21 protein-coding genes and 1 pseudogene are annotated in these 22,055 nt (G+C 71.5%); 10 read left to right on the top strand and 12 right to left on the bottom strand.

The genetic code is table 11. From position 1 onward, the window contains the following. The coding region (locus ACXN5W_RS27920) for a non-reducing end alpha-L-arabinofuranosidase family hydrolase (protein WP_473161383.1) at positions 1–174 on the top strand (174 nt) is incomplete at its 5' end. 110 nt (positions 175–284) lie between these two features. Here ACXN5W_RS27920 and ACXN5W_RS27925 read toward each other — a convergent pair. The 3 genes from ACXN5W_RS27925 to ACXN5W_RS27935 form a co-directional block, all read right to left on the bottom strand. Further along, the gene (locus tag ACXN5W_RS27925; protein ID WP_473161364.1) at positions 285–764 is read right to left on the bottom strand and encodes a DUF2690 domain-containing protein; all 480 of its coding nucleotides are present in this window, start codon (positions 762–764) and stop codon (positions 285–287) included. A gap of 57 nt (positions 765–821) precedes the next feature. Continuing rightward, on the bottom strand, positions 822–1,715 hold the full coding sequence (locus ACXN5W_RS27930) for a hypothetical protein (protein ID WP_473161365.1): 894 nt from the start codon (positions 1,713–1,715) through the stop codon (positions 822–824). Between the two features lie 97 nt (positions 1,716–1,812). Continuing rightward, positions 1,813–2,076, bottom strand: a complete 264-nt coding sequence (locus ACXN5W_RS27935; RefSeq protein ID WP_473161366.1) for a hypothetical protein — start codon at positions 2,074–2,076, stop codon at positions 1,813–1,815. A 168-nt stretch (positions 2,077–2,244) separates the two neighbouring features. On the opposite strand from ACXN5W_RS27935, the gene ACXN5W_RS27940 reads away from it, so the two are divergent. Together ACXN5W_RS27940 and ACXN5W_RS27945 are read left to right on the top strand one after the other, a co-directional pair. Continuing rightward, on the top strand, positions 2,245–3,279 hold the full coding sequence (locus tag ACXN5W_RS27940; RefSeq protein WP_473161367.1) for a zinc-dependent alcohol dehydrogenase family protein: 1,035 nt from the start codon (positions 2,245–2,247) through the stop codon (positions 3,277–3,279). Positions 3,280–3,391: 112 nt separating this feature from the next. Further along, entirely contained in the window at positions 3,392–3,715 is a 324-nt protein-coding gene (locus ACXN5W_RS27945) for a hypothetical protein (RefSeq protein WP_473161368.1), read from the top strand. A 92-nt stretch (positions 3,716–3,807) separates the two neighbouring features. Here ACXN5W_RS27945 and ACXN5W_RS27950 read toward each other — a convergent pair whose 3' ends face one another. Continuing rightward, a complete protein-coding gene (locus tag ACXN5W_RS27950; protein ID WP_473161369.1) occupies positions 3,808–4,473 on the bottom strand; it encodes a response regulator in 666 nt (221 codons plus the stop codon). Beyond that, a complete protein-coding gene (locus tag ACXN5W_RS27955) occupies positions 4,470–5,852 on the bottom strand; it encodes a sensor histidine kinase (RefSeq protein ID WP_473161370.1) in 1,383 nt (460 codons plus the stop codon). The genes ACXN5W_RS27950 and ACXN5W_RS27955 overlap by 4 nt, the downstream gene beginning before the upstream one ends. Positions 5,853–5,965: 113 nt before the next feature. Here ACXN5W_RS27955 and ACXN5W_RS27960 point away from each other — a divergent pair, with 113 nt between their 5' ends. Beyond that, entirely contained in the window at positions 5,966–7,555 is a 1,590-nt protein-coding gene (locus tag ACXN5W_RS27960) for an alpha/beta fold hydrolase (RefSeq protein WP_473161371.1), read from the top strand. A 95-nt stretch (positions 7,556–7,650) separates the two neighbouring features. Here ACXN5W_RS27960 and ACXN5W_RS27965 read toward each other — a convergent pair whose 3' ends face one another. The 3 genes and pseudogenes from ACXN5W_RS27965 to ACXN5W_RS27975 form a co-directional block, all read right to left on the bottom strand. After that, positions 7,651–8,058 carry an arsenate reductase ArsC gene (locus ACXN5W_RS27965; protein WP_473161372.1) on the bottom strand — a complete coding sequence of 136 codons (408 nt, stop codon included), beginning with the start codon at positions 8,056–8,058 and terminating at the stop codon, positions 7,651–7,653. Between the two features lie 79 nt (positions 8,059–8,137). Next, positions 8,138–8,849 (bottom strand): annotated as a pseudogene (locus ACXN5W_RS27970) (aquaporin); the annotation flags it as partial. A gap of 12 nt (positions 8,850–8,861) precedes the next feature. Beyond that, positions 8,862–9,239, bottom strand: a complete 378-nt coding sequence (locus ACXN5W_RS27975) for an ArsR/SmtB family transcription factor (RefSeq protein ID WP_473161373.1) — start codon at positions 9,237–9,239, stop codon at positions 8,862–8,864. 99 nt (positions 9,240–9,338) lie between these two features. Here ACXN5W_RS27975 and ACXN5W_RS27980 point away from each other — a divergent pair, with 99 nt between their 5' ends. Together ACXN5W_RS27980 and ACXN5W_RS27985 are read left to right on the top strand one after the other, a co-directional pair. After that, on the top strand, positions 9,339–9,866 hold the full coding sequence (locus ACXN5W_RS27980; RefSeq protein WP_473161374.1) for a GNAT family N-acetyltransferase: 528 nt from the start codon (positions 9,339–9,341) through the stop codon (positions 9,864–9,866). A gap of 74 nt (positions 9,867–9,940) precedes the next feature. Further along, a complete protein-coding gene (locus ACXN5W_RS27985) occupies positions 9,941–11,356 on the top strand; it encodes an NAD(P)-binding domain-containing protein (protein WP_473161375.1) in 1,416 nt (471 codons plus the stop codon). A gap of 23 nt (positions 11,357–11,379) precedes the next feature. Here ACXN5W_RS27985 and ACXN5W_RS27990 read toward each other — a convergent pair whose 3' ends face one another. Continuing rightward, positions 11,380–12,168 (bottom strand): TetR/AcrR family transcriptional regulator, encoded by a 789-nt coding sequence (locus ACXN5W_RS27990; RefSeq protein ID WP_473161376.1) that lies wholly within the window; start codon positions 12,166–12,168, stop codon positions 11,380–11,382. A gap of 104 nt (positions 12,169–12,272) precedes the next feature. On the opposite strand from ACXN5W_RS27990, the gene ACXN5W_RS27995 reads away from it, so the two are divergent. Beyond that, the gene (locus tag ACXN5W_RS27995) at positions 12,273–13,007 is read left to right on the top strand and encodes an SDR family oxidoreductase (RefSeq protein ID WP_473161377.1); all 735 of its coding nucleotides are present in this window, start codon (positions 12,273–12,275) and stop codon (positions 13,005–13,007) included. A gap of 284 nt (positions 13,008–13,291) precedes the next feature. After that, positions 13,292–15,430 (top strand): RNA polymerase recycling motor ATPase HelR, encoded by a 2,139-nt coding sequence (gene helR, locus ACXN5W_RS28000; protein WP_473161384.1) that lies wholly within the window; start codon positions 13,292–13,294, stop codon positions 15,428–15,430. Positions 15,431–15,495: 65 nt separating this feature from the next. Here helR and ACXN5W_RS28005 read toward each other — a convergent pair whose 3' ends face one another. Both ACXN5W_RS28005 and ACXN5W_RS28010 read right to left on the bottom strand, forming a co-directional pair. Continuing rightward, the gene (locus ACXN5W_RS28005; RefSeq protein WP_473161378.1) at positions 15,496–16,131 is read right to left on the bottom strand and encodes a response regulator transcription factor; all 636 of its coding nucleotides are present in this window, start codon (positions 16,129–16,131) and stop codon (positions 15,496–15,498) included. After that, entirely contained in the window at positions 16,116–17,408 is a 1,293-nt protein-coding gene (locus tag ACXN5W_RS28010) for a sensor histidine kinase (protein ID WP_473161379.1), read from the bottom strand. The genes ACXN5W_RS28005 and ACXN5W_RS28010 overlap by 16 nt, the downstream gene beginning before the upstream one ends. A 115-nt stretch (positions 17,409–17,523) precedes the next feature. Between ACXN5W_RS28010 and ACXN5W_RS28015 the strand changes: the two genes are divergently transcribed. Beyond that, positions 17,524–18,573 carry a fatty acid desaturase family protein gene (locus ACXN5W_RS28015; protein ID WP_473161380.1) on the top strand — a complete coding sequence of 350 codons (1,050 nt, stop codon included), beginning with the start codon at positions 17,524–17,526 and terminating at the stop codon, positions 18,571–18,573. A 4-nt stretch (positions 18,574–18,577) separates the two neighbouring features. Here the strand turns inward: ACXN5W_RS28015 and ACXN5W_RS28020 are convergent, their stop codons facing one another. After that, positions 18,578–20,137, bottom strand: coding sequence for a DEAD/DEAH box helicase (locus tag ACXN5W_RS28020; RefSeq protein ID WP_473161381.1), 1,560 nt, complete (start codon positions 20,135–20,137; stop codon positions 18,578–18,580). A 388-nt stretch (positions 20,138–20,525) separates the two neighbouring features. Between ACXN5W_RS28020 and ACXN5W_RS28025 the strand changes: the two genes are divergently transcribed. Then, a partial coding sequence (locus ACXN5W_RS28025) for an alpha-L-fucosidase (RefSeq protein ID WP_473161382.1) occupies positions 20,526–22,055 on the top strand: 1,530 nt, incomplete at its 3' end.

A 22,055-nucleotide genomic window follows, 5' to 3' on the forward strand; every position in this document is an offset into this window, starting at 1 on the left:
GCCACCTGGACCAACGACATCAGCCACGGTGACCTGGTCCGCAACAACCCCGACCAGACCTTCACGGTCGACCCCTGCAACCTGCAACTGCTCTACCAGGGCCGCGCCACCAACTCCGGCGGCGACTACGGCCTGCTGCCCTACCGGCCGGGCCTGCTGACCCTGCAGCGCTGACCCGACACAACCCGGCCAGATCAGAACGAAGCGGCGGGGGTTGGACCCAGACCAGCCCCCCCCCCCCCCCCCCCCCCCCCCCCCCCCCCCCCCGCCACGTCAACCGCCGGTCAGCAGACCTGATCCAGCGACTGCCCGTTGGTGGCGATCACCTGACCGTTGAGCCTGAGCACGCCGCCGACCTCGATGCACACGTACGCCGGTGCGTACAGTTGCAGGCCCCAACTCCAGCCGTAGTAGGTGTCCGAGGTGACATCCTGGGCGTACGGCAGGGTGCCCCCGGCGGGCAGGTAGTACTTCTGCCGGACGATCGTCTTCTGCGCGGTGGCGCCGTTCACGTAGTTGTTGATTCGTACCCAGTTGGTCTGGCAGTCGCGGGAGTACCGCACCTCCAGCACGCCGTTGACCACGCCGTTCGCGGGGTTGACCAGGTTCTTCGACCAGATCGTGATCGCGCTCGCGGCGCAGCCGGTGGCCTGCGGGTCGGTGTAGTCGTCTCCGTTGGGCGGCGCCGCCGCGGCCGGTCCGGCCAGGGCGAGGACCGCCGCGCCGACGGTGAGGGTCGCGGCGAGCTGGGTGCGGATCCGCATGTCGTCCTCCGAGGTTGGGGGAACCGGTGCGGATCAGCGTGCGCCGGGTGGACCGCTTCACCCGGAGTTCTTGCCACCCCCGATTTCCCGGGTCAACCCTGGGTCGGTGTCGGTGTCGGTGTCGGTGTCGGTGTCGGTGCCCCTCCCCCTGCCCGTGCCGGCGCTGGCGCGCAGGCGCCGGGAGACGCCGAGCCACCAGTCGGCCGCGGTGCGCACCGGCTCCGGTCCGGTTCGCCGGTACCGGTGCAGCAGCGCGTCCCGACCGAGCACCCCGAGCGCGTAGGTCACGGCACGACCACCGGCCGGGTCAGCGCCATGCCGGCCCATCGTCGTGGACCAGAACCGGTCGCCACCCGTACCGGGCAGGTGGGCGAGGGTGCGGATCGCGGTGACCGCGGTCGGATCACCGGGGCGGGCCGCCAGCACCAGGCGCTCCAACGCCGGACGGAGGTCCGCCTCACCCAGCACCGCCAGGGCGGTGATCACCGCAGGGGCCACCACCGGGTCGGTGATGGTCGCCGGCCGGAACAGCTCCGCCGCCATGGCCCGGCCGACCCCCGAACGGTACGGCGTGGCCGCGATCAGCTGCGCGGCGGTGAACCGCCGCGACAGCTGTGGGTGGAACAGCGTGTCGTCGACGAGCAGGTCCAGCACCGGATCGTGCGGCAGGACGTCCCGGGGCAGGCTCCGCAGAGTCGCGGCGGTGATCCGGGCGACGATCGTCCGGGCCGGTTCGGCGGGTAGCGCGCGGCCCGTGCCCGGCACCCCCAACCCGGCCGCCGCCCGCCGGACGGATCCGGCGGCCGCACCCCCGAGCCCGTTCCGGACCCCGTCCGGTACGTGCCGCAGCAGGTCGGCCGCGGCCAGTGCGTTGTCGGTCACGTCCCCGGACAGCAGATCGGCGGCGTGGACGGCAAGTGCCCCGAGCTGATCGACGTCGAAGTGTCCCAAGGCCGCCTTCTCGGTCGCCGCGCACCACGCGCCCCGCAGTGTCCACCCGGTGACCGGGCGTTCGATCTGCCGCAGCACGTGCCGGGCGGCGGCCGGATCATCGGTGGACGCGAGCCGGACAGCCGGCCCGGCGAGTACCCAGCTCCCAGCGGCTGACCTGGGCGTTGTCCACCGACCGGCCGGTGCCTATCTCGCGGGCGAACACCGTACCCACCGCGAGCCGCTCGTCCGGGCCGTAGATCCGGTTGACCCGCAGCAGCCAGGCCACCTCGCCGGCACCGCGTTCCGGGCCCGCCCGTCGCACCGGCGGCACGAGGGTCACCGGCCGCCCACCGGCGGTACCACCCGGCGCGTACGTCATGTCCGCACGCTATTGGCCTGTGTCAAAGCCCCTGACCGGCCTGGGGCGGGCCCAGGCGCCGTCCGGCAAGGCGGTGGAACTGCCCGATCTGGGGCGAACCTTCCGGTCACGACGGGCGGATCGCCCGACTACGGTTGTCGTGACCGGAATGCTTCGAAGGGAACGCTGATGCGTGCGACGTTGATCTACGGTGCCGGCGACATACGGGTGGAAGAGGTGCCCGACCCGGTGCTGCGGGAGCCCACCGACGCGGTGGTGCGGGTGGTCCGCTCGTGCATCTGCGGCAGCGACCTGTGGCCGTACGGCTCCCGGGCGGCCAGCGCCCACGGCGGCCGGATCGGGCACGAGTTCCTCGGCGTCGTCGAGGAACTCGGCGCGGACGTGTCCGGTCTCAACCGGGGTGACCTGGTGGTGGCGCCCTTCGTCTGGGCGGACAACACCTGCGACTTCTGCCGGGAGGGCCTCCAGACGTCCTGCCGGCACGGCGGCCTGTGGGGCGTCGACGACGTGGACGGCGGGCAGGGCGAGGCGGTCCGGGTGCCACAGGCCCAGGGCACCCTGGTCAAGCTGCCGGTCGCCGAGGACTCGGCGCTGCTGCCGGCGCTGCTGACCCTGTCCGACGTGTTCCCCACCGGGCATCACTGCGCGGTCACCGCCGGGGTCGGCCCGCGTACCACGGTCACGGTGATCGGCGACGGCGCCGTGGGCCTGTCCGCGGTCCTCGCGGCGCGACGGCTGGGCGCGGAGCGGATCATCCTGATGGGCCGGCACAAGGCGCGTACCGACCTGGGCCGGGAGTTCGGCGCCACCGACGTGGTCGCCGAGCGCGGTGCCGAGGGCGTCGAGCGGGTACGGGAGTTGACCGGCGGCGACGGCACCCACACGGTCCTGGAGTGCGTCGGGTTGCGCCCGGCCATCGAGACGGCGTTCGCGGTGGTGCGCGCCGGCGGCACGGTCAGCCGGGTCGGCGCGCCGCAGTACCCGGACGTGCCGGCGGACTTCGGCGTCTTCTTCCGCAACATCACCCTGACCGGCGGGGTCGCTCCGGCCCGCGCGTACATCGACGAGCTGCTGCCCGACATCATCGAGGGGCGGATCCAGCCGGGCAAGGTCTTCGACCGCACGGTCGGCCTCGACGAGGTGCCCGACGGCTACCGCGCGATGGCGGACCGGACCGCGCTCAAGGTCCTCATCCAGCCCTGACCGACCCGAAGATCGGCGACGTGAGGAGGACGACCGGGATCTGCGGACGCCGCCTCGGTTTGCTGGGGACCCCTACACTCCGAGTTCCCCAGGACGGACATGTGGGTGACGCATGGTCGAGCGCCGAGAACTGACTGATGGACAGCGTAGCTACCTGCGTGGGTTGTCGTTTTATCCGTGGGTCATATGGAGCCAGCGCGGGTTTCTCGGCATGATGGCATTTATGGCTGTGGTGGGGCCACTGACCGTATCGGTGATCTTGCCAGGATTCCTGCTGACCTTTCTGCTCGGGATCGTCAGCTCCGTCGCGAAGGGCCTCGCGTTCCGTCACCTGCGAGAGACCATGGGCGCCAACGGGTTCATTGACCGGGCACGCCTCGGCAGTGCGATGAATTATGTGATCTACCGTGACGTGCTTCTGGGTCGCCGTGCCTGACGCGGCGCCGCGGCCAGCCGGCAACCCTCACGCTCGAAGGGACTGACCAGACGCCGGGGATCGCTGGCCTGGCCGGGTGAGTCGAGCACGGCTCAGGACGTCTGGCCCGGCCGGACCAGCCCGGTCTCGTAGGCGTACACCACGGCCTGCACCCGGTCGCGGAGGGCGAGTTTGGTCAGTACGCGGCTCACATGTGTCTTGACCGTTCCCTCCGACAGGTGCAGGGTCGCCGCGATCTCCGCGTTGGACAGTCCACGCGCGATCAGGCCGAGCACCTCCCGTTCGCGGTCGGTGAGCACGTCGGGGGACGGCCCGGCCGGTGGCACCGCGGTGTCGACCCGTCCGACATGCCGTTCGAGCAGCCGACGGGTCACGCTCGGGGCGACCACGGCGTCCCCGCGCGCCACGACGCGAATCGCGGAGAGCAGGTCCGGGGCGAGCGTGTCCTTGAGCAGGAAGCCGCTCGCCCCGGCCCGCAGGGCCGCGTACACGTACTCGTCGAGATCGAACGTGGTCAGGATCAGGACCCGGGTGTGGGCGTCGGCCGCGCAGACCTGCCGGGTCGCCGCCACCCCGTCACCGGCGGGCATCCGCACATCCATCAGCACCACGTCGGGCCGCAGTTCCAGCGCCAGCCGCGCCGCCTCCACCCCGCCGCAGGCCTCGCCCACCACCCGCATGTCGCCGGCGTTCTCCAGGATCATGCGGAAGCCGGTACGTACCAGTGCCTGGTCGTCGGCCAGCAGCACGTCGATCATCGCTCGACCGGCCCGATGGGGAGCGCTCCCCGGACCACGAAGCCGCCCCGCTCACCCGGCCCGGCCCAGATCCGCCCGCCGAGCAGTTCGGCCCGCTCCCGCATCCCACGCAGGCCGTTGCCCGGTCCGCGGGTCACCCCGTTCCGGTCATCGGCCACCTCACCCCGGCCGTCGTCCGTGACCGACAGGACGACCTGGGTACGCGACCAGCCGATCGTCACCGTGGCCCGCGCGCCCGGCCCGGCGTGCTGCATCACGTTCGTCAGCGCCTCCTGCACGATCCGGTACGCCGACAGGTCCACGGTGGACGGCAGCGGCACCGGTGTGCCGTCGATCCGTAACCGCACCGCGGTGCCCGCCTCCCGTACCTGGTTCAACAGCGCGGGTAGCGCGACGAGCCCCGGCGGTGGTCGCCAGTCGTCGCCGGTGGACAGCACGCGACGCATGTCGGCGAGGGACTCACGGCCGGTCTTCACGATCGCCTCCAGGGCCGAACGGGTGTCGACCGGCGATCTGTCCAGGGCCGCCGCTCCGCCCTGCGCCTGGATCACCATCACCGACAGGCCGTGTGCGACGACGTCGTGCAGCTCGCGGCTGATCCGACCGCGCTCCGCGGCCACCGCCAGCGCCGCCCGCTGGTCCCGCTCGCGTTCGAGGTCGGCGGCCCGGGCCCGCAACTCGTCAAGATACCGTCGCCGGCTCTGCGCGCCCGACCCGATCGCCCAGGACGCGATGAGGATGAGCGCGAGCCCCGGCTGGTCGATCCAGGAGACCGCCCATGGCCCGGTCCTGACCGATCCGGGCCCGTCCGGTCGGTTCGGCTCATCCAGCGGGGCGGGCTCGTCCAGTCGGTTCGGCCCCTCCGGCCGGCTCGGCCCCTCCAGGCGGCTCGGCCCCTCCGGTCCGCTCGGCCGGTCCGGTCGACCGGCTGGCGTGCCGGGTGGCGGACCCGTCGGCGGTCGCCAGGCGGCCGAGGAGTCGATCGTGCTCCTGGTCGCGAACGCCGTGGAGCCCAGCGACAGCAGCAGCATCGCGGCCAGCACCGACAGCGACACCGCCCACCGGTAACGGACGGCCACGGTGTACAGCAGGATCGGCACCCCGAGGTCGACGGCCATCAGCGGCAGGAGCAGTCCCAGGTGTGCCGCCGCCGCGAACGTGGCCACCACCAGCATCGGCAGCGGCCACCGGCTGCGGAGCGCGACGGCGGCCACGAGCAGCCCACTCACCGCCCACCAGTACGCGAGCCGGTCGCCCTGCGCCACCGGCGACGGGTTGGTCAACGCGCAGGACAGCAGCACGGCGAACGCCAGCGCCCCGTCCCGGACCGCCGGGCGGCGGGCCAGGTCGCGGAGCCGCCCCCCGAAGACGTCTGCCATGACCCCGGGAGTTTACGGCGCCACGGAGGACCGACACATCCATCGCACGACATACCTGACATACCTCTGCCGGCCGACGCGGGTAGCGCCACCGGCCCCGCAGGGTGGGCAGCATGAAGCAACCCAAACGCTGGATCGCGGGCGCGGCCCTGGCCGGGGTCGCCGGTACGGTCCTCGTCGCCCCGCCCGCAGTCGCCGGCCCGTCCGCGGCTGTCGCGTCGCTCGCAGCCACCGGTCCGTCCGCAGCCAGGCCGTCCGCACCGGCCGTGGACTGGAAGCCCTGCCCCGCGTACTCCGACGAGGTGCTGCGGATGCTCGCCCCGCCGGACAAGCTCGACCGGTTCCGGACCCTCCTCGGCCGCCTCCAGTGCGGCACGGTCACCGTACCGTTGGACTACCACGACCCGGGCGGGCGACAGATCACGGTCGCACTGACCCGCCTGCCGGCCACCGACCCGGCCCGGCGCCTCGGCAGCCTGGCGCTGAACCCGGGCGGTCCGGGTGGCAGCGGATATCTCATCCCGCTGTCCCTCGCCGTCGAGAACGACACCGATGCCAGGCTCAACACGCGGTACGACCTGATCGGCTTCGACCCCCGTGGGGTCGGCTACAGCACAAAGGTCAACTGCCCGGCGCCGTCCGACGGCACCCAGCCGCCGACCGGCCCGCTCAGCAAGGCACAGGCCCGCCAGCTGTACGTCAGGCAGGTGGCCGACAACCGGACCTGTGGCAACTTCGACCCGGCGTTCCTCGGCCAGCTCACCACGGCGAACGTGGCCCGTGACCTGGACAGCATCCGGGCGGCGCTGGGGGAGCGGCGCCTCAACTTCCTCGGGATCTCCTGGGGGACGTGGCTCGGCGTGGTGTACCGGACCCTCTTCCCGCACCAGGTGGGCCGGATGCTGCTGGACAGCGTCGCGATTCCCCGCTTCGACATCCCCGCCTTCGAGGACGGCCGGGCAGCCGCGGCCGAGCGCAACGCGGGACGCTTCGCGGCCTGGCTGGCCGAGCGCGACGCGACGTACCACCTGGGAACCACGGCCACGGAGGTCCGCGCGACGATCGTGGCCCTGCGCGCCGACTTCGACGCCCACCCCCGCAGGTTCACCGATCTGCCCCAGGCGCTGGACGGCTCGCTCATCGCGCTGTCCGCCGCGCAGGACCACCCGGTGTGGGAGACGGCCGGTACCGTCCTGCACGAGCTGCGCACCGCGACCGGTCCCACGGCGCCCCCGACGGTCAAGCAGGTCCTCGGTGGTGACGATGACGACCCGCCGCCCCCGCCACCGACCGACGCGCCCGAGCAGTTCAACCAGACGATGAACAAGGCCGCCTTCTGCAACGAGGACACCGCCCGCCTCGGCTTCGACGCCGCCTGGGCGGTGTACCAGCGCCGCCTGGCGGACAACCCGATGACCGGGCGCGCCAACCCGTTCGACGCGGGCTGCGCGGGCTGGCCGCTGCCGGCCCAGCCGTTCCGGATCGGTCCCGGTGGCGGGCAACTGGTGCTGTCCGGGCACCGGTGGGAAACCCCGTCACCGTACGAGTGGACGGTGCAGACCCAGGGGCTGGTCGGCGGCGAGGTGTACACGGTGGACGATGACGTACACGGTTCGGTCATGCGCGAGCCGGCCTGCGGTGCGGACGCGGTGCGGTTCTTCGAAACCGGCCGCATCGACGAGGGTTGTCCGGGCGTCGTCTGAGCCACCGCTCTGAGCCACCGCGCGGAACAGGCTGGCCTCATCCGGGGTGGAGCAGGATGTCCTGATCCACCCCGGATGAGGCGACGGTGTCGAGGTCAGGAGGCGGGGCGCAGCTCGTCGAGGAGCTTCTCGACCCGTCTCCGGATCTCGTCGCGGATCGGTCGAACGGCGTCGACGCCCTTGCCGGCGGGGTCTTCCAGTTTCCAGTCCTCGTACCGTTTGCCGGGGAAGACCGGGCAGGCGTCGCCACAGCCCATGGTGACGATGACGTCGGAGGACTGCGCCGTGGCGTACTCCAGGAGTTTCGGGGTCTGGTCGGTGATGTCGATGCCGACCTCGCGCATGGCCTCGACGGCGGCGGGGTTGATCGTGTCGGCGGGGGCGGAGCCGGCGGAGCGGACCTCGACGGTGTCGCCGCCGAGGTGGCGCAGCCAGCCGGCGGCCATCTGGGAGCGACCCGCGTTGTGGACGCAGACGAACAGGACGCTGGGCTTGGCGGACATCGCCGGCCTTTCTTTCGGTGCACCGCCGGGCCGGTTCACCGGCGCGGTTGTGCGGCTTCGAGGGTCGGTTCGTGGTTGTCGCTGGGCACGACCACCTGGTCGGCGGCCCGCCCGGCGTCGGGGTAGAGCGCGGCCAGCAGGCCGATACCCGCGACGAGGCCGACGAGCTGGGCGATGAGGAAGCCGGGGACCGAGGCAGGGGCTATGCCGGCGAAGGTGTCGGTGAACGCCCGGCCGATCGTCACGGCCGGGTTGGCGAACGAGGTGGACGAGGTGAACCAGTACGCGGCCCCGATGTACGCGGCCACGGCAGCGGGCGCGACGGTCGCGCGACCGGAACGGGCGAGGGCGAAGACCAGCAGGATCAGGCCGGTGGTGGCGACGATCTCACCGAGCCACAGGTGTCCGGCGGCGCGGTCCCGGCCGGAGAAGTCGACGGCGGCCAGGTCGAACATCAGGTTCGCCAGCACCGACCCGGCGATCGCCCCGGTCACCTGGGCGCCGAGGTAACCGCCGAGGTCACGTACGGTGAGCCCGGTGCCGGCGCGGCGGCCGAGAAACCAGTCGGCCGCGGAGACCACCGGGTTGAGGTGGGCGCCGGAGACCGGCCCGAAGATCAGGATCAGCGCGCCGAGGGCGAACGCGGTGGCGATCGAGTTCTCCAGCAGTTGCAAACCGACGTCGGCGGGTGAGAGCGTGCTGGCCATGATGCCGGAGCCCACCACGGCGGTGACCAGCAGGGCGGTGCCGGTGAACTCGGCCAGCAGGCGCCGCCAGAGCGGGTTGGTCATCGGTCTCCGTTCTCAGCCGACGGCCGGCGGGTCGACGGTGAGCAGCCCGGCGAGCTGGCGCAGGATCGCGGGTCGGGCCCGGTAGTACACCCAGGTGCCCCGCCGCTCGGCGTCGACGAGGCCGGCCTCGCGCAGCGTCCTGAGGTGGTGCGAGATCGTCGGACCGGTCAGGTCGAAAGCCGGGGTCAGGTCACAGACGCACACCTCCCCGCCTTCGGCTGAGGCGATCATCGACATCAGCTGCAACCGGACCGGGTCACCGAGGGCCTTGAAGGCGTGCGCGAGAACGGCGGCGGTCTCGGCCGGTACCCGGCGCTGGGTCAACGGGGGGCAGCACGGGGTGTCGGCGGCGAGGTCGAGGACGGGAAGCGGCGCCGCTTGCTTGGGCATTCCTCTAGGTTGACAGGTGTCTAATCAGCATGCAACCTTTTGATTCGACAGACGTCAAGACGGGCGCGCCCGGCCCCGACCCCGAAACGGAGTCCGCTGATGTCCGGAGTCACCGTCCGACCGATGACGGCCGACGACGCCACCCGGGTCCTGGCCATCTACCAGGCGGGCCTCGACGATGGGCAGGCCAGCTTCGAGACCAGTGCCCCCACCTGGGCGGCGTTCGACGCCGGCAAGCTGCCCGCGTATCGCTTCGTGGCCGTTGGTGAAGGTACGGGTGGCCCGGCGGATTCCGGGACGGGCGATCTCGTCCTCGGCTGGATCGCCGTCTCGCCCGTCTCCGCCCGCGCGGTCTACGCGGGCGTGGTGGAGCACTCCGTCTACGTCGACCACGCCGCCCGGGGCCGAGGCGTCGGCCGGCGGCTCCTGGACGCGCTCATCGCCGCCACCGAGGCGGCCGGCATCTGGACCATCCAGTCCGGTGTCTTCCCCGAGAACGCCGCCAGCCTCACCCTGCACCAGCGCGCCGGTTTCCGGATCGTCGGCTACCGGGAACGGGTCGGGCGGCACCACGGCCGGTGGCGCGACGTGGTCCTGATCGAGCGGCGCAGTCCGGTCGTCGACTGACGGTCCCGGTACCTGGAGCGGGCCCGCCGCTCACCCTTTTGATTCGATAGCTGTCAAGGCAGAGGAGTTGTCCGATGAACGCCCTGAGTGAACTGCCGGTCGTGGTGATCGGCGCCGGGCCGGTCGGCCTGGCCGCCGCCGCACACCTGCACGAACGCGACCTGCCCTTCCTCGTCCTCGAAGCCGGTGACACCCCCGGCGCCGCCGTCCGGCAGTGGGGACACGTACGGGTCTTCTCCCCGTGGCGCTACAACATCGACCCCGCCGCCCGCCGGCTCCTCGACGACGCCGGTTGGATCGCCCCGGGCCCGGCGGTCCTGCCCACCGGCGCGGAACTGGTCGGCGACTACCTCCAGCCCCTCGCGGAACTGCCGGCACTCAAACCCCACCTGCGCTACCGCGCCCGCGTCGAGGCGGTCAGCCGGCTGGGCCTGGACCGGCTGCGCACCGCCGGTCGCGAGAGCACCCCGTTCCTGATCCGGCTCACCGACGGCGACGAGATCCTGGCCCGCGCGGTCATCGACGCCTCCGGCACCTGGGGCACGCCGAATGTTCTCGGCGCCTCCGGTCTGCCCGCCCACGGCGAGGCCCACGCCGCGGCCCACCTGGAGCACGCGCTGCCCGACGTCCTCGGCGCCGACCGGGCCCGGTTCGCCGGCCGGCACACCCTCGTCGTCGGCACCGGCCACTCCGCCGCGAACACCCTGCTCTCGCTCGCCGAACTGGCCGAAACCACGCCGGGCACCGAGGTGACCTGGGCGATCCGGACCGCCGCGCCGGCGCGTACCTACGGCGGCGGGGACGCCGACGCCCTCCCGGCCCGTGGCGCGCTCGGCACCCGGCTGCGCGCCCACGTCGACGCCGGCCGGATCCGGCTGCTCACCGGCTTCGCCGTACAGGCACTCACCCCGGCCGACGGCCGGGTCACCGTGGGGGTGCGGCACGCCGACGGCACCGAGGACCGGGTCGTGGTGGACCGGGTGGTCTCCGCCACCGGGTTCCGCCCCGACCACTCCATCGCCGCCGAGCTGCGGCTCGACCTCGACCCGATCATGGGCGCCACCCGCGCCCTCGCCCCGCTGATCGACCCCAACGAACACTCCTGCGGCACCGTGCCCCCACATGGCGTGGACGAACTCGCCCACCCCGAGCCGGGCTACTACGCCGTCGGCATGAAGAGCTACGGCCGCGCGCCGACGTTCCTCATGGCCACCGGCTACGAACAGGTCCGCTCCGTCACCGCCGCCCTCGCCGGCGACTGGACCGCCGCCCGCGACGTCCAACTCGACCTACCCGAAACCGGCGTGTGCAACAGCGATCCCGCCGACTTCGCCACCGGCGACAGCTGCTGCGGACCCGCGCCGGCCACGGAACCGGCAGGACGGGGACTGGCCACCGGCATCTCCGGCGGACTGCTGGCCGCGCCGCTGACCCTGGTCAGCCTGAACGCCGCACCCATCGACCCGCAGACCGGCTGCTGCGGCAGCTGATGCCCACCCACCGAGGTGAAGGGTCAGTCGGGTTGGTCGATGCGGTCGAGCCAGTGGTCGAGCAGCGCGGCCTCGACCGGTTCGAGCCTCGCTGTCCCGGTGAGGGTCAGTTGGGAACGTAGCTGCCGGGCCGCGGCCCGGACCGGGTCCGGCCCGGTGGGGGTGTCGACGTCCGTGAGCACGGTGGCGAAGACGGCGTCGCGGGTCCGGTGCGACAGCGTCGGATCCGCGTAGAGGGCCGGCTGGGCGATGCGGCTGAGCGCGACTCCGATGTTGGCCGGCAGGATGAGCTGGGCGGCCAGGTTCGGCGTTGTGCTCAGCGAGCCGGCGGCGGCGCAGCGCACCAGGGTGGCTTCGAGCAGCTCCAGGATGCGCCGGTGCGCGGTCGAGGTCGACCGTGGCCTGGGCGTGAACATCAACTGGTAGAGCGCGGGGTTCTCGGCGGCGAACGACATGTGGTCGTCCCAGCCGGTGCGCAGGTCGGCGACCGGGTCGGCGGTGTTCTCCAGGCCCTGCTTACGTTGGGCGTACCGCTCGAAGCCGGCGTCGGCGACCGCGTCGAGCAGGCCGCGCTTGTCGGTGAAGAGGCGGTAGAGGACCGGCTGGGTCACGCCGACCTCGTCGCAGACGGCGCGGGTGGCGATGTCGCCGTCCTGGGAGGTGGCCAACTGCCGTTCGGCCGCCGCGATGAGCGCGGCCCGCAGGGTGGCGTCGTCGGCGGGTCCAGCGGCACCACGCCGGCGTCGCCGCGCCGCCTCGGATCCGTCCCGCTCCGGCGACCCGCCGCCGGTGCCATGTCGCACGCTCTCCATGGATCGATGGTACGCCAATCAGCTAGCAGTGATTCGGCGGACGTGTTACGGTCTATATCGTCGATACGAAGGCAGGATATCTGCATTAAGAAGAGGTGAGATCCATGGGTGAGCAACGGGTTGCGGTCGTCACCGGTGCGTCGAGGGGCATCGGACGGGCCGTCGCCACCAGCCTGGCCGCCGCCGGGCAGGCCGTCGTGGTCGGCTACGTCGGCTCCGAGGGGGCCGCACACGAGGTGGTCGACGAGATCACCGCCGGTGGTGGTCGGGCGGTGTCGGTACGGGCGGACATCGGCGACGAGCACCAGGTCGAGGCGATGTTCGATATCGCGACCGAAACCTTCGGTGGGGTCGATGTCGTGGTCAATTCCGCCGGGCGGATGCCGCTGTCGCCGATCGCCGACCTCGATCTCGCCGACCTCGATGCCGTGTATCAGACGAACATCCGGGGCACCTTCGTCGTGGCCCGCGAGGCCGCACGTCGGGTCCGGTCCGGCGGGACGATCGTCGTGCTGTCATCGTCGGTTGTCGGCCTGCGGTTTCCCGGCTACGGCGCCTACGCCGCCAGCAAGGGCGCCGTCGAGGCGATGACCCTGATCCTCGCCCGTGAACTGCGTGGACGCGACATCACGGTGAACGCCGTGGCGCCCGGTCCCACCGCGACGGACCTGTTCCTCAACGGCAAGGACGAGGCGACCATCGAACGCCTGGCCAAGCAGCCACCGCTGGAACGGCTCGGTACCCCGGCCGACATCGCCCAGGTCGTCACGTTCCTCGCCGGATCGGCGGGACGCTGGATCAACGGGCAGGTCCTGCGGGCCAACGGAGGCATCATCTGACGATGCTCATCGGGGATGTCGCCGGCGCGGAAAGGAGAGCGCTCAACTCCCCCATATCTAACGTATAGCGTACCGGGGGGCTTGCGGCAAGACCCCGGTCGTGCCGCAGAATCGCTGGCCGGGGCCGGAATCCGCGGAACGGGAACCGCGAATCAAATCCACAATCGTCAATGATTCGTGCCGGAACCGTTTGACCGTGAGCCGCACCCGACGACTGGGTGCGGTGGCCGACCGTGCAAAGGGTCGCAAGCGATCCTCAGATCGGAGCTGACGCCGTGAACTCCCTGCCCACCAGCGCGTTCAATCTTCCCGACCGCCTCGCCGCCAAGGCCGACCCGGCGCTGATCGCCCGCGACGAGCGGCACTTCGCGGCGCTCGCGGAAAGCCTCGACCGGTCGATCGCCGACCTGTCCGACCGCCTCGACGCGGAACGCCGGGCGCCGGGCGGTAAGGGCCAGCGGGCGTTGGACCGGGACCAGGAGATCCGCCGGCTGACCGGCCGGCTACGCCTGCTGCGCCGCTTCGGTCTGGACCTGTGCATCGGGCACATGGTCAGCGCGGACAACCCCGAGCCCGAGTACATCGGCCGGCGGGGTCTCACCGACAGCTCGGGACGTCGGCTGTTGCTCGACTGGCGTTCCCCCGCGGCGGAACCGTTCTTCGGCGCGACCCACGCCAACCCGATGGGTCTGACGAGCCGCCGCAGGTACCGCTGGACCGGCGGTCGGATCAGCGACTACTGGGACGAGGTGTTCACCCCGGACGGGTTGGTGGGGCACGCCGCGCTCGACGACCAGTCCGCCTTCATCGCCAGCCTGGGCGGCAGCCGGTCGGCCCGGATGCGGGACGTGCTCGGCACCATCCAGGCCGACCAGGACGCCATCATCCGAGCGGGGTCTGAGGGCGCTCTCGTCGTCGACGGCGGTCCGGGGACCGGAAAGACCGTGGTCGCGTTGCACCGCACCGCCTATCTCCGGTACTCCGACCCTCGGCTCGGTCCCCGTCGCGGCGGGGTGCTGTTCGTCGGTCCGCACCAGCCCTACCTGGCCTACGTCTCCGACGTGCTGCCCAGCCTCGGGGAGGAGGACGTGCAGACCTGCACCCTGCGCGACCTCGTCCCCGAGGGGGCGACGGCGACGATCGAGGCCGACCCGGAGGTGGCCCGGTTGAAGTCGTCCGCGAACCTGCTGGCGGCGGTCGAGGCGGCCGTCCGGTTCTACGAGGAACCGCCGACCAGCGGCATGACGGTCACCACCGACGAGTCCGACATCTGGTTGAGCGCCGACGACTGGGCCCGCGCGTTCGAGGCGCCCGGACCCGGCACACCGCACAACGAGGCCCGCGACGACATCTGGGCGGAGCTGCTGGAGATCCTGACGGACAGGTACGACGGTGACGAACCGGCCGACCTGGTTCGCGGGTCGCTGCTGCGGAACCGGGAGCTGCGTACCGCCCTCAACCGGGCCTGGCCCCTGCTCGAAGCGGCCGACCTCGTCGCGGACCTGTGGTCGGTGCCCGCGTACCTGCGCAGGTGTGCGCCCTGGCTCGGCCCGGACGACGTACGGCGGCTGCGACGCGCGGACGCCCGAGCCTGGACGGTTTCCGACCTGCCGTTGCTGGACGCGGCCCGGCAGCGGCTCGGAGACCCGGAGGTGTCCCGGCGCAGGCGTCGGCATGACGCCGCCGTCGCGGTGAAACGCGAGCAGATGGCCACCGTCATCGACGACCTGATCGCGGCCGACACCTACGACGACGGCGAGGGCGTGCTGTCCAGCCTGCGCCAGGAGGATCTCCGGGAGGCCCTGGTCGACGAGACCCCGCCGCCCGGGGGCGATCCGGACCCGCTCGCCGGTCCGTTCGCGCACATCGTCGTGGACGAGGCCCAGGAGCTGACCGACGCGCAGTGGCAGATGCTGCTGCTGCGCTGCCCGTCCCGGAGTTTCACCATCGTCGGAGACCGGGCCCAGGCCAGGCACGGGTTCACGGAATCGTGGCAGGAGCGGCTCAAGCGGGTCGGGTTCGACCGGATCAACCTGGCCTCGCTGAACATCAACTACCGGACCCCGAAGGAGGTCATGGTGGAGGCCGAGCCGGTCATCCGGGCGGTGCTGCCGGACGCGAACGTGCCGACCTCGATCCGCGGTGGCGCCCCCGTCGTACGCGGATCCGCCGCCGACCTGGCCGCGATCCTCGACGCCTGGCTCGCCACGCACGCCGAGGGAATCGCCTGCGTCATCGGCGACCCCGGGTTCCGGGCGACGTCCCGGGTCCGGTCGCTGTCCCCGGAGTTGTCCAAGGGGCTGGAGTTCGATCTTGTCGTACTGGTCGATCCCGAGAACTTCGGCGGCGGTATCGAGGGGGCGGTCGACCGCTATGTCGCGATGACCCGGGCGACGCAGCGACTGGTCATCCTCACCACCTGAGGGCAGACCGGTCGGGTTCGGCGCCCGCGCGGCGCGGCCCGTCCGAGGTCGGGGCGCAGACCCGGTCAGGCGTTGAGATAGGCCAACACGGCGAGCACCCGCCGGTTGTCGTCCTCGGACGGCGGCATGTCCAGCTTGGTGAGGATGTTGTTGATGTGCTTGCTGACGGCCTTCTCGGTTATGTAGAGCTTGGCGGCGATCGCGGCGTTGGAGCGTCCCTCGGCCATCTCCCCCAGCACCTCCCGCTCCCGGGCGGTGAGCACCGCCAGCGGTTCGCGCCGGGCGAGAAGCTGCGAGATCACCTCGGGGTCCATCGCGGTGCCACCCTCGGCGACCCGGCGGATGGCGTCGATGAACTCGCCGACGTTGGAGACCCGATCCTTGAGCAGATAACCCACCCCGCCGTGCGGCGTGCTGAGCAGTTCACGGGCGTACATCGGCTCGACGTGCTGGGAGAGCACGAGGATCGGCAGCCCGGGGATCTGGTTGCGGGCCGCGATCGCGGCCTGCAGACCCTCGTCGGTGAACGTCGGTGGGAGGCGGACGTCGATGACCGCCACCTCGGGCCGGTGCGTGATCAGGACCGGCAGCAGGGCCGGCCCGTTGTCGACTGTCGCGACGACGTCGAAGTCGAATGCCTGGAGGAGTCGGGTCAGCCCATCCCGCAGCAGCGCGTGATCCTCGGCTATGACGACACGCACGGCAACTCCATCCTGATCACGGTGGGACCGCCGCGCGGGCTCGACAGCTCGATCGTGCCGTCGAAGGCGGCGAGGCGGCGTTCGATACCGCGTAGTCCGGTACCGGTGGTCGGGTCGGCGCCGCCGGTACCGTCGTCGGTGACCACCATCGTCAACGCGCCGTCCGCGTGCCGCATGGCCACCGTTCCGGTGTGGGCGTGACTGTGCCGGATCATGTTGGTCAGGGTCTCGGCGACGGCGAAGTACGCGGCCGACTCGACGGGCGTGTCGAGCCGGCCGGGCAGTTCGACATCCACCGTGATCGGCACGGGCAGGCTGAGCGCCAGCGCGCTCACCGCGCCGCCGAGTCCCCGTTCGGCCAGCACGGGCGGATGGATGCCGCGGACCAGGTGCCGCAGTTCGACCAGCGCCGTACCGCTCGATTCGCGCGCCTCGGCGAGCATCTCGTGCGCCGCGGCCGGGTTCCGGTCGATCAGTTCGTCGGCGAGCCCGATCATCATGCCCAGCGAGACGAGCCGGGCCTGGGTGCCGTCGTGCAGATCGCGCTCGATGCGGCGCAACTCGGCCGCCTGCGCGTCCACCGTGTCGGCACGGGTCACGGTCAGCTGGGTGACGCGCAGCCGGAGTTCGGCCGCCCGGGTCGGCGCGAGCAGGAGGCGGGCGAAGGAGGCGTCGAGGCGCCGGAGCGACGGTGCCGCCCACAGTCCGACGGCGAGGAGGACGGCGCCCTGGGGGAGACAGAGCAGCCCTTCGCCGAAGGTGTCGATGGACCAGACGACGCCGTAGCCGTACCAGCCGGTGCCGAGCCAGACCCACAACGGGGTCAGCGTCAGACCCACGAGCCCGTACAGCGGCACGCCCACACCGAGCGCGCCGAGGGCGAGCCCGACGACCGCGCCGGGGGCGAGCCAGGCGAGGTCGCGCCAGGTGGCGGGGTCCGTCACGGTCCAGCGGAAGCGCTGCCAACCGCCGGCAACGGCCTGTTCCGGTGCCGGATGGTACGGGCGGGCCACCAGCACCCCGGTCCGCGAGGCGAGCCGGCGTTCAAGATCGGTCCGCTTCCGGATCAGGGTCATCGTCCAGGGCACGAGCGCCAGCCCGAGGTACGGCACCGGGACCAGGACCAGCGCGACAATCGCCACGACGAGCAGCGGAAGGTTGGCGAGCGCCAGGCCGATCGCGGTCAGCCCGGCCAGCACGGCGCGGACGCCCCGGCGGACCCAGGCGCACACCTCTCGGCGGACCCGTCGGTCCAGCCGTTCACCGGTCCCGGTCATGGCCACAGGTCATATTGTGCCCGCGACCGTATCGGGGTGATGGTGGTGCCAGCACCCCCGGTCGGCGGGGCGTAGTGCTCCTGACGACGCCTTCGTTCCGCGGTCTGATGGAGCCATGACCACTACCATGACGCCGCCACAGCGGACGACCGGAAGCGATTTCGCCGTCCTGTCCCGCCGGATCACCGGCGAGGGGTTGATGCAGCGCCGGCCCGCGTACTACGTGATCCGGCTGAGCGTCGTGGCGCTCATGCTTCTCGGCGGGTGGGCGGCGTTCTTCGTGATCGGCTCGTCCTGGTGGCAGATGATCACCGCCGCGTTCCTCGCGGTCACGTTCACCCAGGTCGCGCTCGTGGCCCACGACCTGGCGCACCGCCAGGTGTTCCGGACCAAGCGTCCCAGCGAGATCGCGGGGCGGCTGGCCGGCAACCTCGGCGTCGGGATGAGCTACGGCTGGTGGATGGACAAGCACACCCGGCACCACAACAACCCCAACCACGACGATCTCGACCCGGACGTGGCGCCCGAGGTGTTGATCTGGGCCACCGAGTCGGCTCTCGGCCGCCGTGGGCTCAAGGGGTTCATCACCCGGCACCAGGCCGCGCTCTTCTTTCCGCTGCTCACCCTGCTCGCCGCCGACCTCAAGGTGTCCAGCGTCAGGGCGTTGCGAAACGGTACGGTCAAGCGGCCCCGGCTGGAGAGCGCGCTGCTGATCCTGCACGCGGTCGGTTACCTCGCGGCGCTGCTGGCCGTCCTCTCCCCGTTGCAGGCCGTCGCCTTCCTGCTGGTCCACCAGGCGCTGTTCGGCGTCTACCTGGGCATGACGTTCGCCCCCAACCACAAGGGCATGCCGCACCCGGTCGGCGACGAGGACTTTCTGCGCAAGCAGGTGTTGACCTCCCGCAACGTCCGTGGCAACTGGCTGACCGACGTGGCCCTCGGTGGCCTGAACTACCAGATCGAGCACCACCTGTTCCCGGGCATGCCCACGCCCAACCTGCGCAAGTCACAAGCGATCGTCCGGGCCTACTGCGCCGAGATCGGCGTCGCCTACGAACAGACCGGCCTCGTCACCTCCTACCGCCAGGCCCTGCGGTACCTGCACGAGGTGGGAGCACCGGCCCGCGCCGAACACGCGGCCCGCCGAGCGACCGTGGCCCGCTGACCGGTCAACGGGACCGTCCGCCTCCACGGGCCGCCCCGACCCGGCTTCCGGCGGAGAAGGCGGCCACTCCGGAGGCTCGGCGCGTCGACGAGGTCGCGACGCTCCCGCCGCCACCGGCCGAGCCCGCCTCCCGGGACCGGGTCTGATGCCGGTCACCGCCGGTCTGAACCGCCGATTCCCGGGAACGGTCGCGGCGGGATGCTCGGCCCGCCGTCCGGCCGCCACCGGTGGTCCCCGATGTCGCCGCGCGCGAGCCGTCCCCGGCAGCCGGCTTTCGGCCCGCCGTCCGGCCGCCGCCGGTGGTCCCCGATGTCGCCGCTCGTCCGGCCGCTCGCGAGCCGTCGCCGGCCGTCGGGGCCGGCGGGCTGGCGAGGGTACGCGGGCCCGGGGCGATCTCACGCAGCAGTTGGTGCCCCGGCCGCAGTCGGGTGGTGGTCGGCGCGATGCCGGCCTGGCGGGCCAGTTGCCGGACGGCGGTGACCTGGTCGTCGGTCATGAGGGTGACGACCGTACCGGTCGCCCCGGCTCGCGCGGTCCGGCCGGACCGGTGCAGGTACGCCTTGTACTCGGCCGGCGGATCGGCGTGGACGACGAGCGCGATGTCATCGACGTGGATGCCCCGGGCGGCGATGTCGGTCGCGACAAGCGTCGTCACGTTTCCCGTGGCGTACGCCTGCAGGTTGCGGCTCCGGGCGCCCTGCGCCAGGTTGCCGTGCAGTTCGGTGGCGGGCACACCGGCCGCGACGAGTTGCCGGGTCAGTGTCTTGGCCCGCCGCTTGGTACGGGCGAACACCAGGGTGCGGCCCGGCGCGGCGGCGAGATCGACGAGTACGGCGAGCCGGTCGGCGGGGTCGATGTGCAGCATGTGGTGCGGCACGGGCACCGACTCCGCGGCGGAGTCGACGCTGTGGGTGACCGGCTTGCTGAGGTACCGCTGGACCAGGACGTCGACCCCGGCGTCCAGGGTCGCGGAGAAGAGCAGCCGCTGGCTCCGCTTCGGGGTCTGGTCGAGAAGCCGGCGTACGGCGGGCAGGAAGCCGAGATCGGCCATGTGGTCCGCCTCGTCGAGCACGGTGATCTCGACCGCGTCGAGGCTGGCGTGGCCGCTGTCGATGTGGTCGGCGATCCGTCCCGGGCAGGCGACGAGGATGTCGACACCGGCTCGCAGGCCGGCGATCTGGCGCCGGGGGTCCGTGCCGCCGAAGACGGTCAGGGTTCGCAGTGAGACGGCCGCCGCCAGCGGGGCGATCGACGCCTCGATCTGGGCGGCGAGTTCGCGGGTCGGCGCCAGCACCAGCGCGCGGGGGCGCCCGGGCCGGCGCGGCGCGGGGCTGGCGGCCAGTCGGGCCAGCACGGGCAGCGCGAAGGCGTACGTCTTGCCCGATCCGGTGCGGCCCCGGCCGAGGACGTCACGTCCCGCGAGGGCGTCGGGAAGGGTCGCGGCCTGGATCGGGAACGGCCTGTCGATGCCGTTCTCGGCCAGCGCCCGCACCAGCGGGGCAGGGAGGCCGAGTTCATCGAAGGTGGTGGGTGCTGAATCAGTGCGTGGGCGGCGTGCCGCCATAGGATCTCCGAACGTGGAAGCGTGAACTGCCCGGCGGGAGCCGGCGGCCCTGCGCGCTGTTGACCGGAGTCGAATCCGGCGGGGCAGAACGGGTGGTGCGTACCAAGGTTACCCGACCGACGTCCGAACGAGCGGAGTGACGGTCACCGGGTACCGCGACGGCCGGTCGGCAGTGGCAGCCACCAGGCGTCGCGGTGGTTCGGGCCGCGAGGTCGACGTGATTTGTCCCGAGCATCCGATGTATGAACCGGGCAGCTGCCGAAGAGAACGATCGGTCGTACCGTTTTCGCCCCCTTTCGGCCTGGAAACCGGTCGTTGACTTCTCCGACATCTGACTTTAACGTCGGACCTCTACTGAATCGACAAAAGTCTATAAGGGGGAATCTCCGTGTCCCGCTTCGAACTGTCCCGGCGCTCACTGCTGCGGGCTGCCGGCCTCACCGGCGCCGCCACGACCGTCGGATTGCTCCGGGTGCGCGCGGCCGAGGCGACCGCTGGTCCGCAGAGTTACTCGTCGAGCTGGTCGTCGGTAGATCAGCATCCGCCAGCGGCGGAATGGTTCCAGGACGCGAAGTTCGGGATCTACTACCACTGGGGTGTGTTCAGCGTTCCGGCGTACGCCAACGAGTGGTATCCGCGGAACATGTACAACAACGGGTCGAACGAGAACAACCACCACAAGAGTGTGTACGGCGACCCGTCGGTGTGGCCGTACCACAACTTCATCAACGGGGCCCGGGACAAGGCCGGCAACTTCGTACAATTCGCCCCGAAACTGGCCTCGGCTGGCGGCAACTTCGACCCGAACGCCTGGGCGCAGTTGTTCGCCGACGCGGGCGCACGGTTCGCCGGGCCGGTGGCCGAGCACCACGACGGGTTCTCGATGTGGAACAGCAGCGTCAACGAGTGGAACTCGGTGGCCCGGGGCCCGAAGCTGGACCTGCTGCGGTTGCACGCCGACGCGATCCGCGGCAAGGGGTTGAAGCTGTTCGTGTCGCTGCACCACGCCTACAACTTCACCGGCTACTACCAGTGGGTGCCCGGCCAGTCGGACAACAGCCTCAAGAAGCTGTACGGGCAGCTGGGCGCCGCTGCGGAGCAGCAGTTGTGGTACGACAAGCTGCGCGAGGTGATCGACGGCTACCAACCCGACGTGATCTGGCAGGACTTCAACCTCGGCCAGTTGCCGGAGTCACGCCGGACCGACTTCCTGGCCTACTACTACAACAAGGCCGTGTCCTGGAACAAGGACGTGGTGGCCACCTACAAGGACGGGTTCAACAACCGCGGTGAGGTGTACGACTTCGAACGCGGTGGCCCGGCCGGGTTGCAGTCGCCGTACTGGCTGACCGACGACAGCATCTCCAGCTCAAGCTGGTGCTACACGCAGGGCATCGGCTACTACGCGACAAACGCCATGCTGCACTCGCTGATCGACCGGGTCAGCAAGAACGGCAACATGGTGCTCAACATCGCTCCGATGGCCGACGGCACCATCCCGTCGGGCCAGCAGAGCGTGCTGCGGGGCATGGGTGACTGGCTCAAGCGGTTCGGGGAGGCGATCTACGCCACCCGGGCCTGGAGCGTGTACGGCGAGGGCCCCACCCAGATGGGTGGCGGGTCCTTCACCACCCCCCGCGCCGGCACCAACCGGGACATCCGGTTCACCCGCAGCAAGGACAACACCGTCCTGTACGCCACCGTTCTCGGCTGGCCCGGCAGCACGTTCAACATCACCACGCTCGGCTCCAACCAGATCAACCTCAGCACGCTGGCCTCGGTGCAACTGCTGGACCAGACCGCCGGCACGTACGTCAACCTGCCCACCCGCAGCCAGGACGGCTCCGGACTGCACATCACCATGCCCTCGTCCGGTGCCCCGTTCAGCGCCCTCGCGTACGTGGTCAAGCTGACCTTC

The sequence above is a fragment of the Plantactinospora sp. A48 genome (assembly GCF_055793945.1).

Bases quoted from the DNA above. Each gene is read 5' to 3' on its own strand.
- ACXN5W_RS27990 (WP_473161376.1), bottom strand. From the start codon at position 12,168: ATGGAGAGCGTGCGACATGGCACCGGCGGCGGGTCGCCGGAGCGGGAC.
- ACXN5W_RS27950 (WP_473161369.1), bottom strand. From the start codon at position 4,473: ATGATCGACGTGCTGCTGGCCGACGACCAGGCACTGGTACGTACCGGC.
- ACXN5W_RS28020 (WP_473161381.1), bottom strand. From the start codon at position 20,137: ATGGCGGCACGCCGCCCACGCACTGATTCAGCACCCACCACCTTCGAT.
- ACXN5W_RS28015 (WP_473161380.1), top strand. From the start codon at position 17,524: ATGACCACTACCATGACGCCGCCACAGCGGACGACCGGAAGCGATTTC.
- ACXN5W_RS27980 (WP_473161374.1), top strand. From the start codon at position 9,339: ATGTCCGGAGTCACCGTCCGACCGATGACGGCCGACGACGCCACCCGG.
- ACXN5W_RS27995 (WP_473161377.1), top strand. From the start codon at position 12,273: ATGGGTGAGCAACGGGTTGCGGTCGTCACCGGTGCGTCGAGGGGCATC.
- ACXN5W_RS27975 (WP_473161373.1), bottom strand. From the start codon at position 9,239: ATGCCCAAGCAAGCGGCGCCGCTTCCCGTCCTCGACCTCGCCGCCGAC.
- ACXN5W_RS27960 (WP_473161371.1), top strand. From the start codon at position 5,966: ATGAAGCAACCCAAACGCTGGATCGCGGGCGCGGCCCTGGCCGGGGTC.
- ACXN5W_RS27925 (WP_473161364.1), bottom strand. From the start codon at position 764: ATGCGGATCCGCACCCAGCTCGCCGCGACCCTCACCGTCGGCGCGGCG.
- ACXN5W_RS27965 (WP_473161372.1), bottom strand. From the start codon at position 8,058: ATGTCCGCCAAGCCCAGCGTCCTGTTCGTCTGCGTCCACAACGCGGGT.
- ACXN5W_RS27940 (WP_473161367.1), top strand. From the start codon at position 2,245: ATGCGTGCGACGTTGATCTACGGTGCCGGCGACATACGGGTGGAAGAG.
- ACXN5W_RS27955 (WP_473161370.1), bottom strand. From the start codon at position 5,852: ATGGCAGACGTCTTCGGGGGGCGGCTCCGCGACCTGGCCCGCCGCCCG.
- ACXN5W_RS28010 (WP_473161379.1), bottom strand. From the start codon at position 17,408: ATGACCGGGACCGGTGAACGGCTGGACCGACGGGTCCGCCGAGAGGTG.
- ACXN5W_RS27935 (WP_473161366.1), bottom strand. From the start codon at position 2,076: ATGACGTACGCGCCGGGTGGTACCGCCGGTGGGCGGCCGGTGACCCTC.
- ACXN5W_RS27945 (WP_473161368.1), top strand. From the start codon at position 3,392: ATGGTCGAGCGCCGAGAACTGACTGATGGACAGCGTAGCTACCTGCGT.
- ACXN5W_RS27985 (WP_473161375.1), top strand. From the start codon at position 9,941: ATGAACGCCCTGAGTGAACTGCCGGTCGTGGTGATCGGCGCCGGGCCG.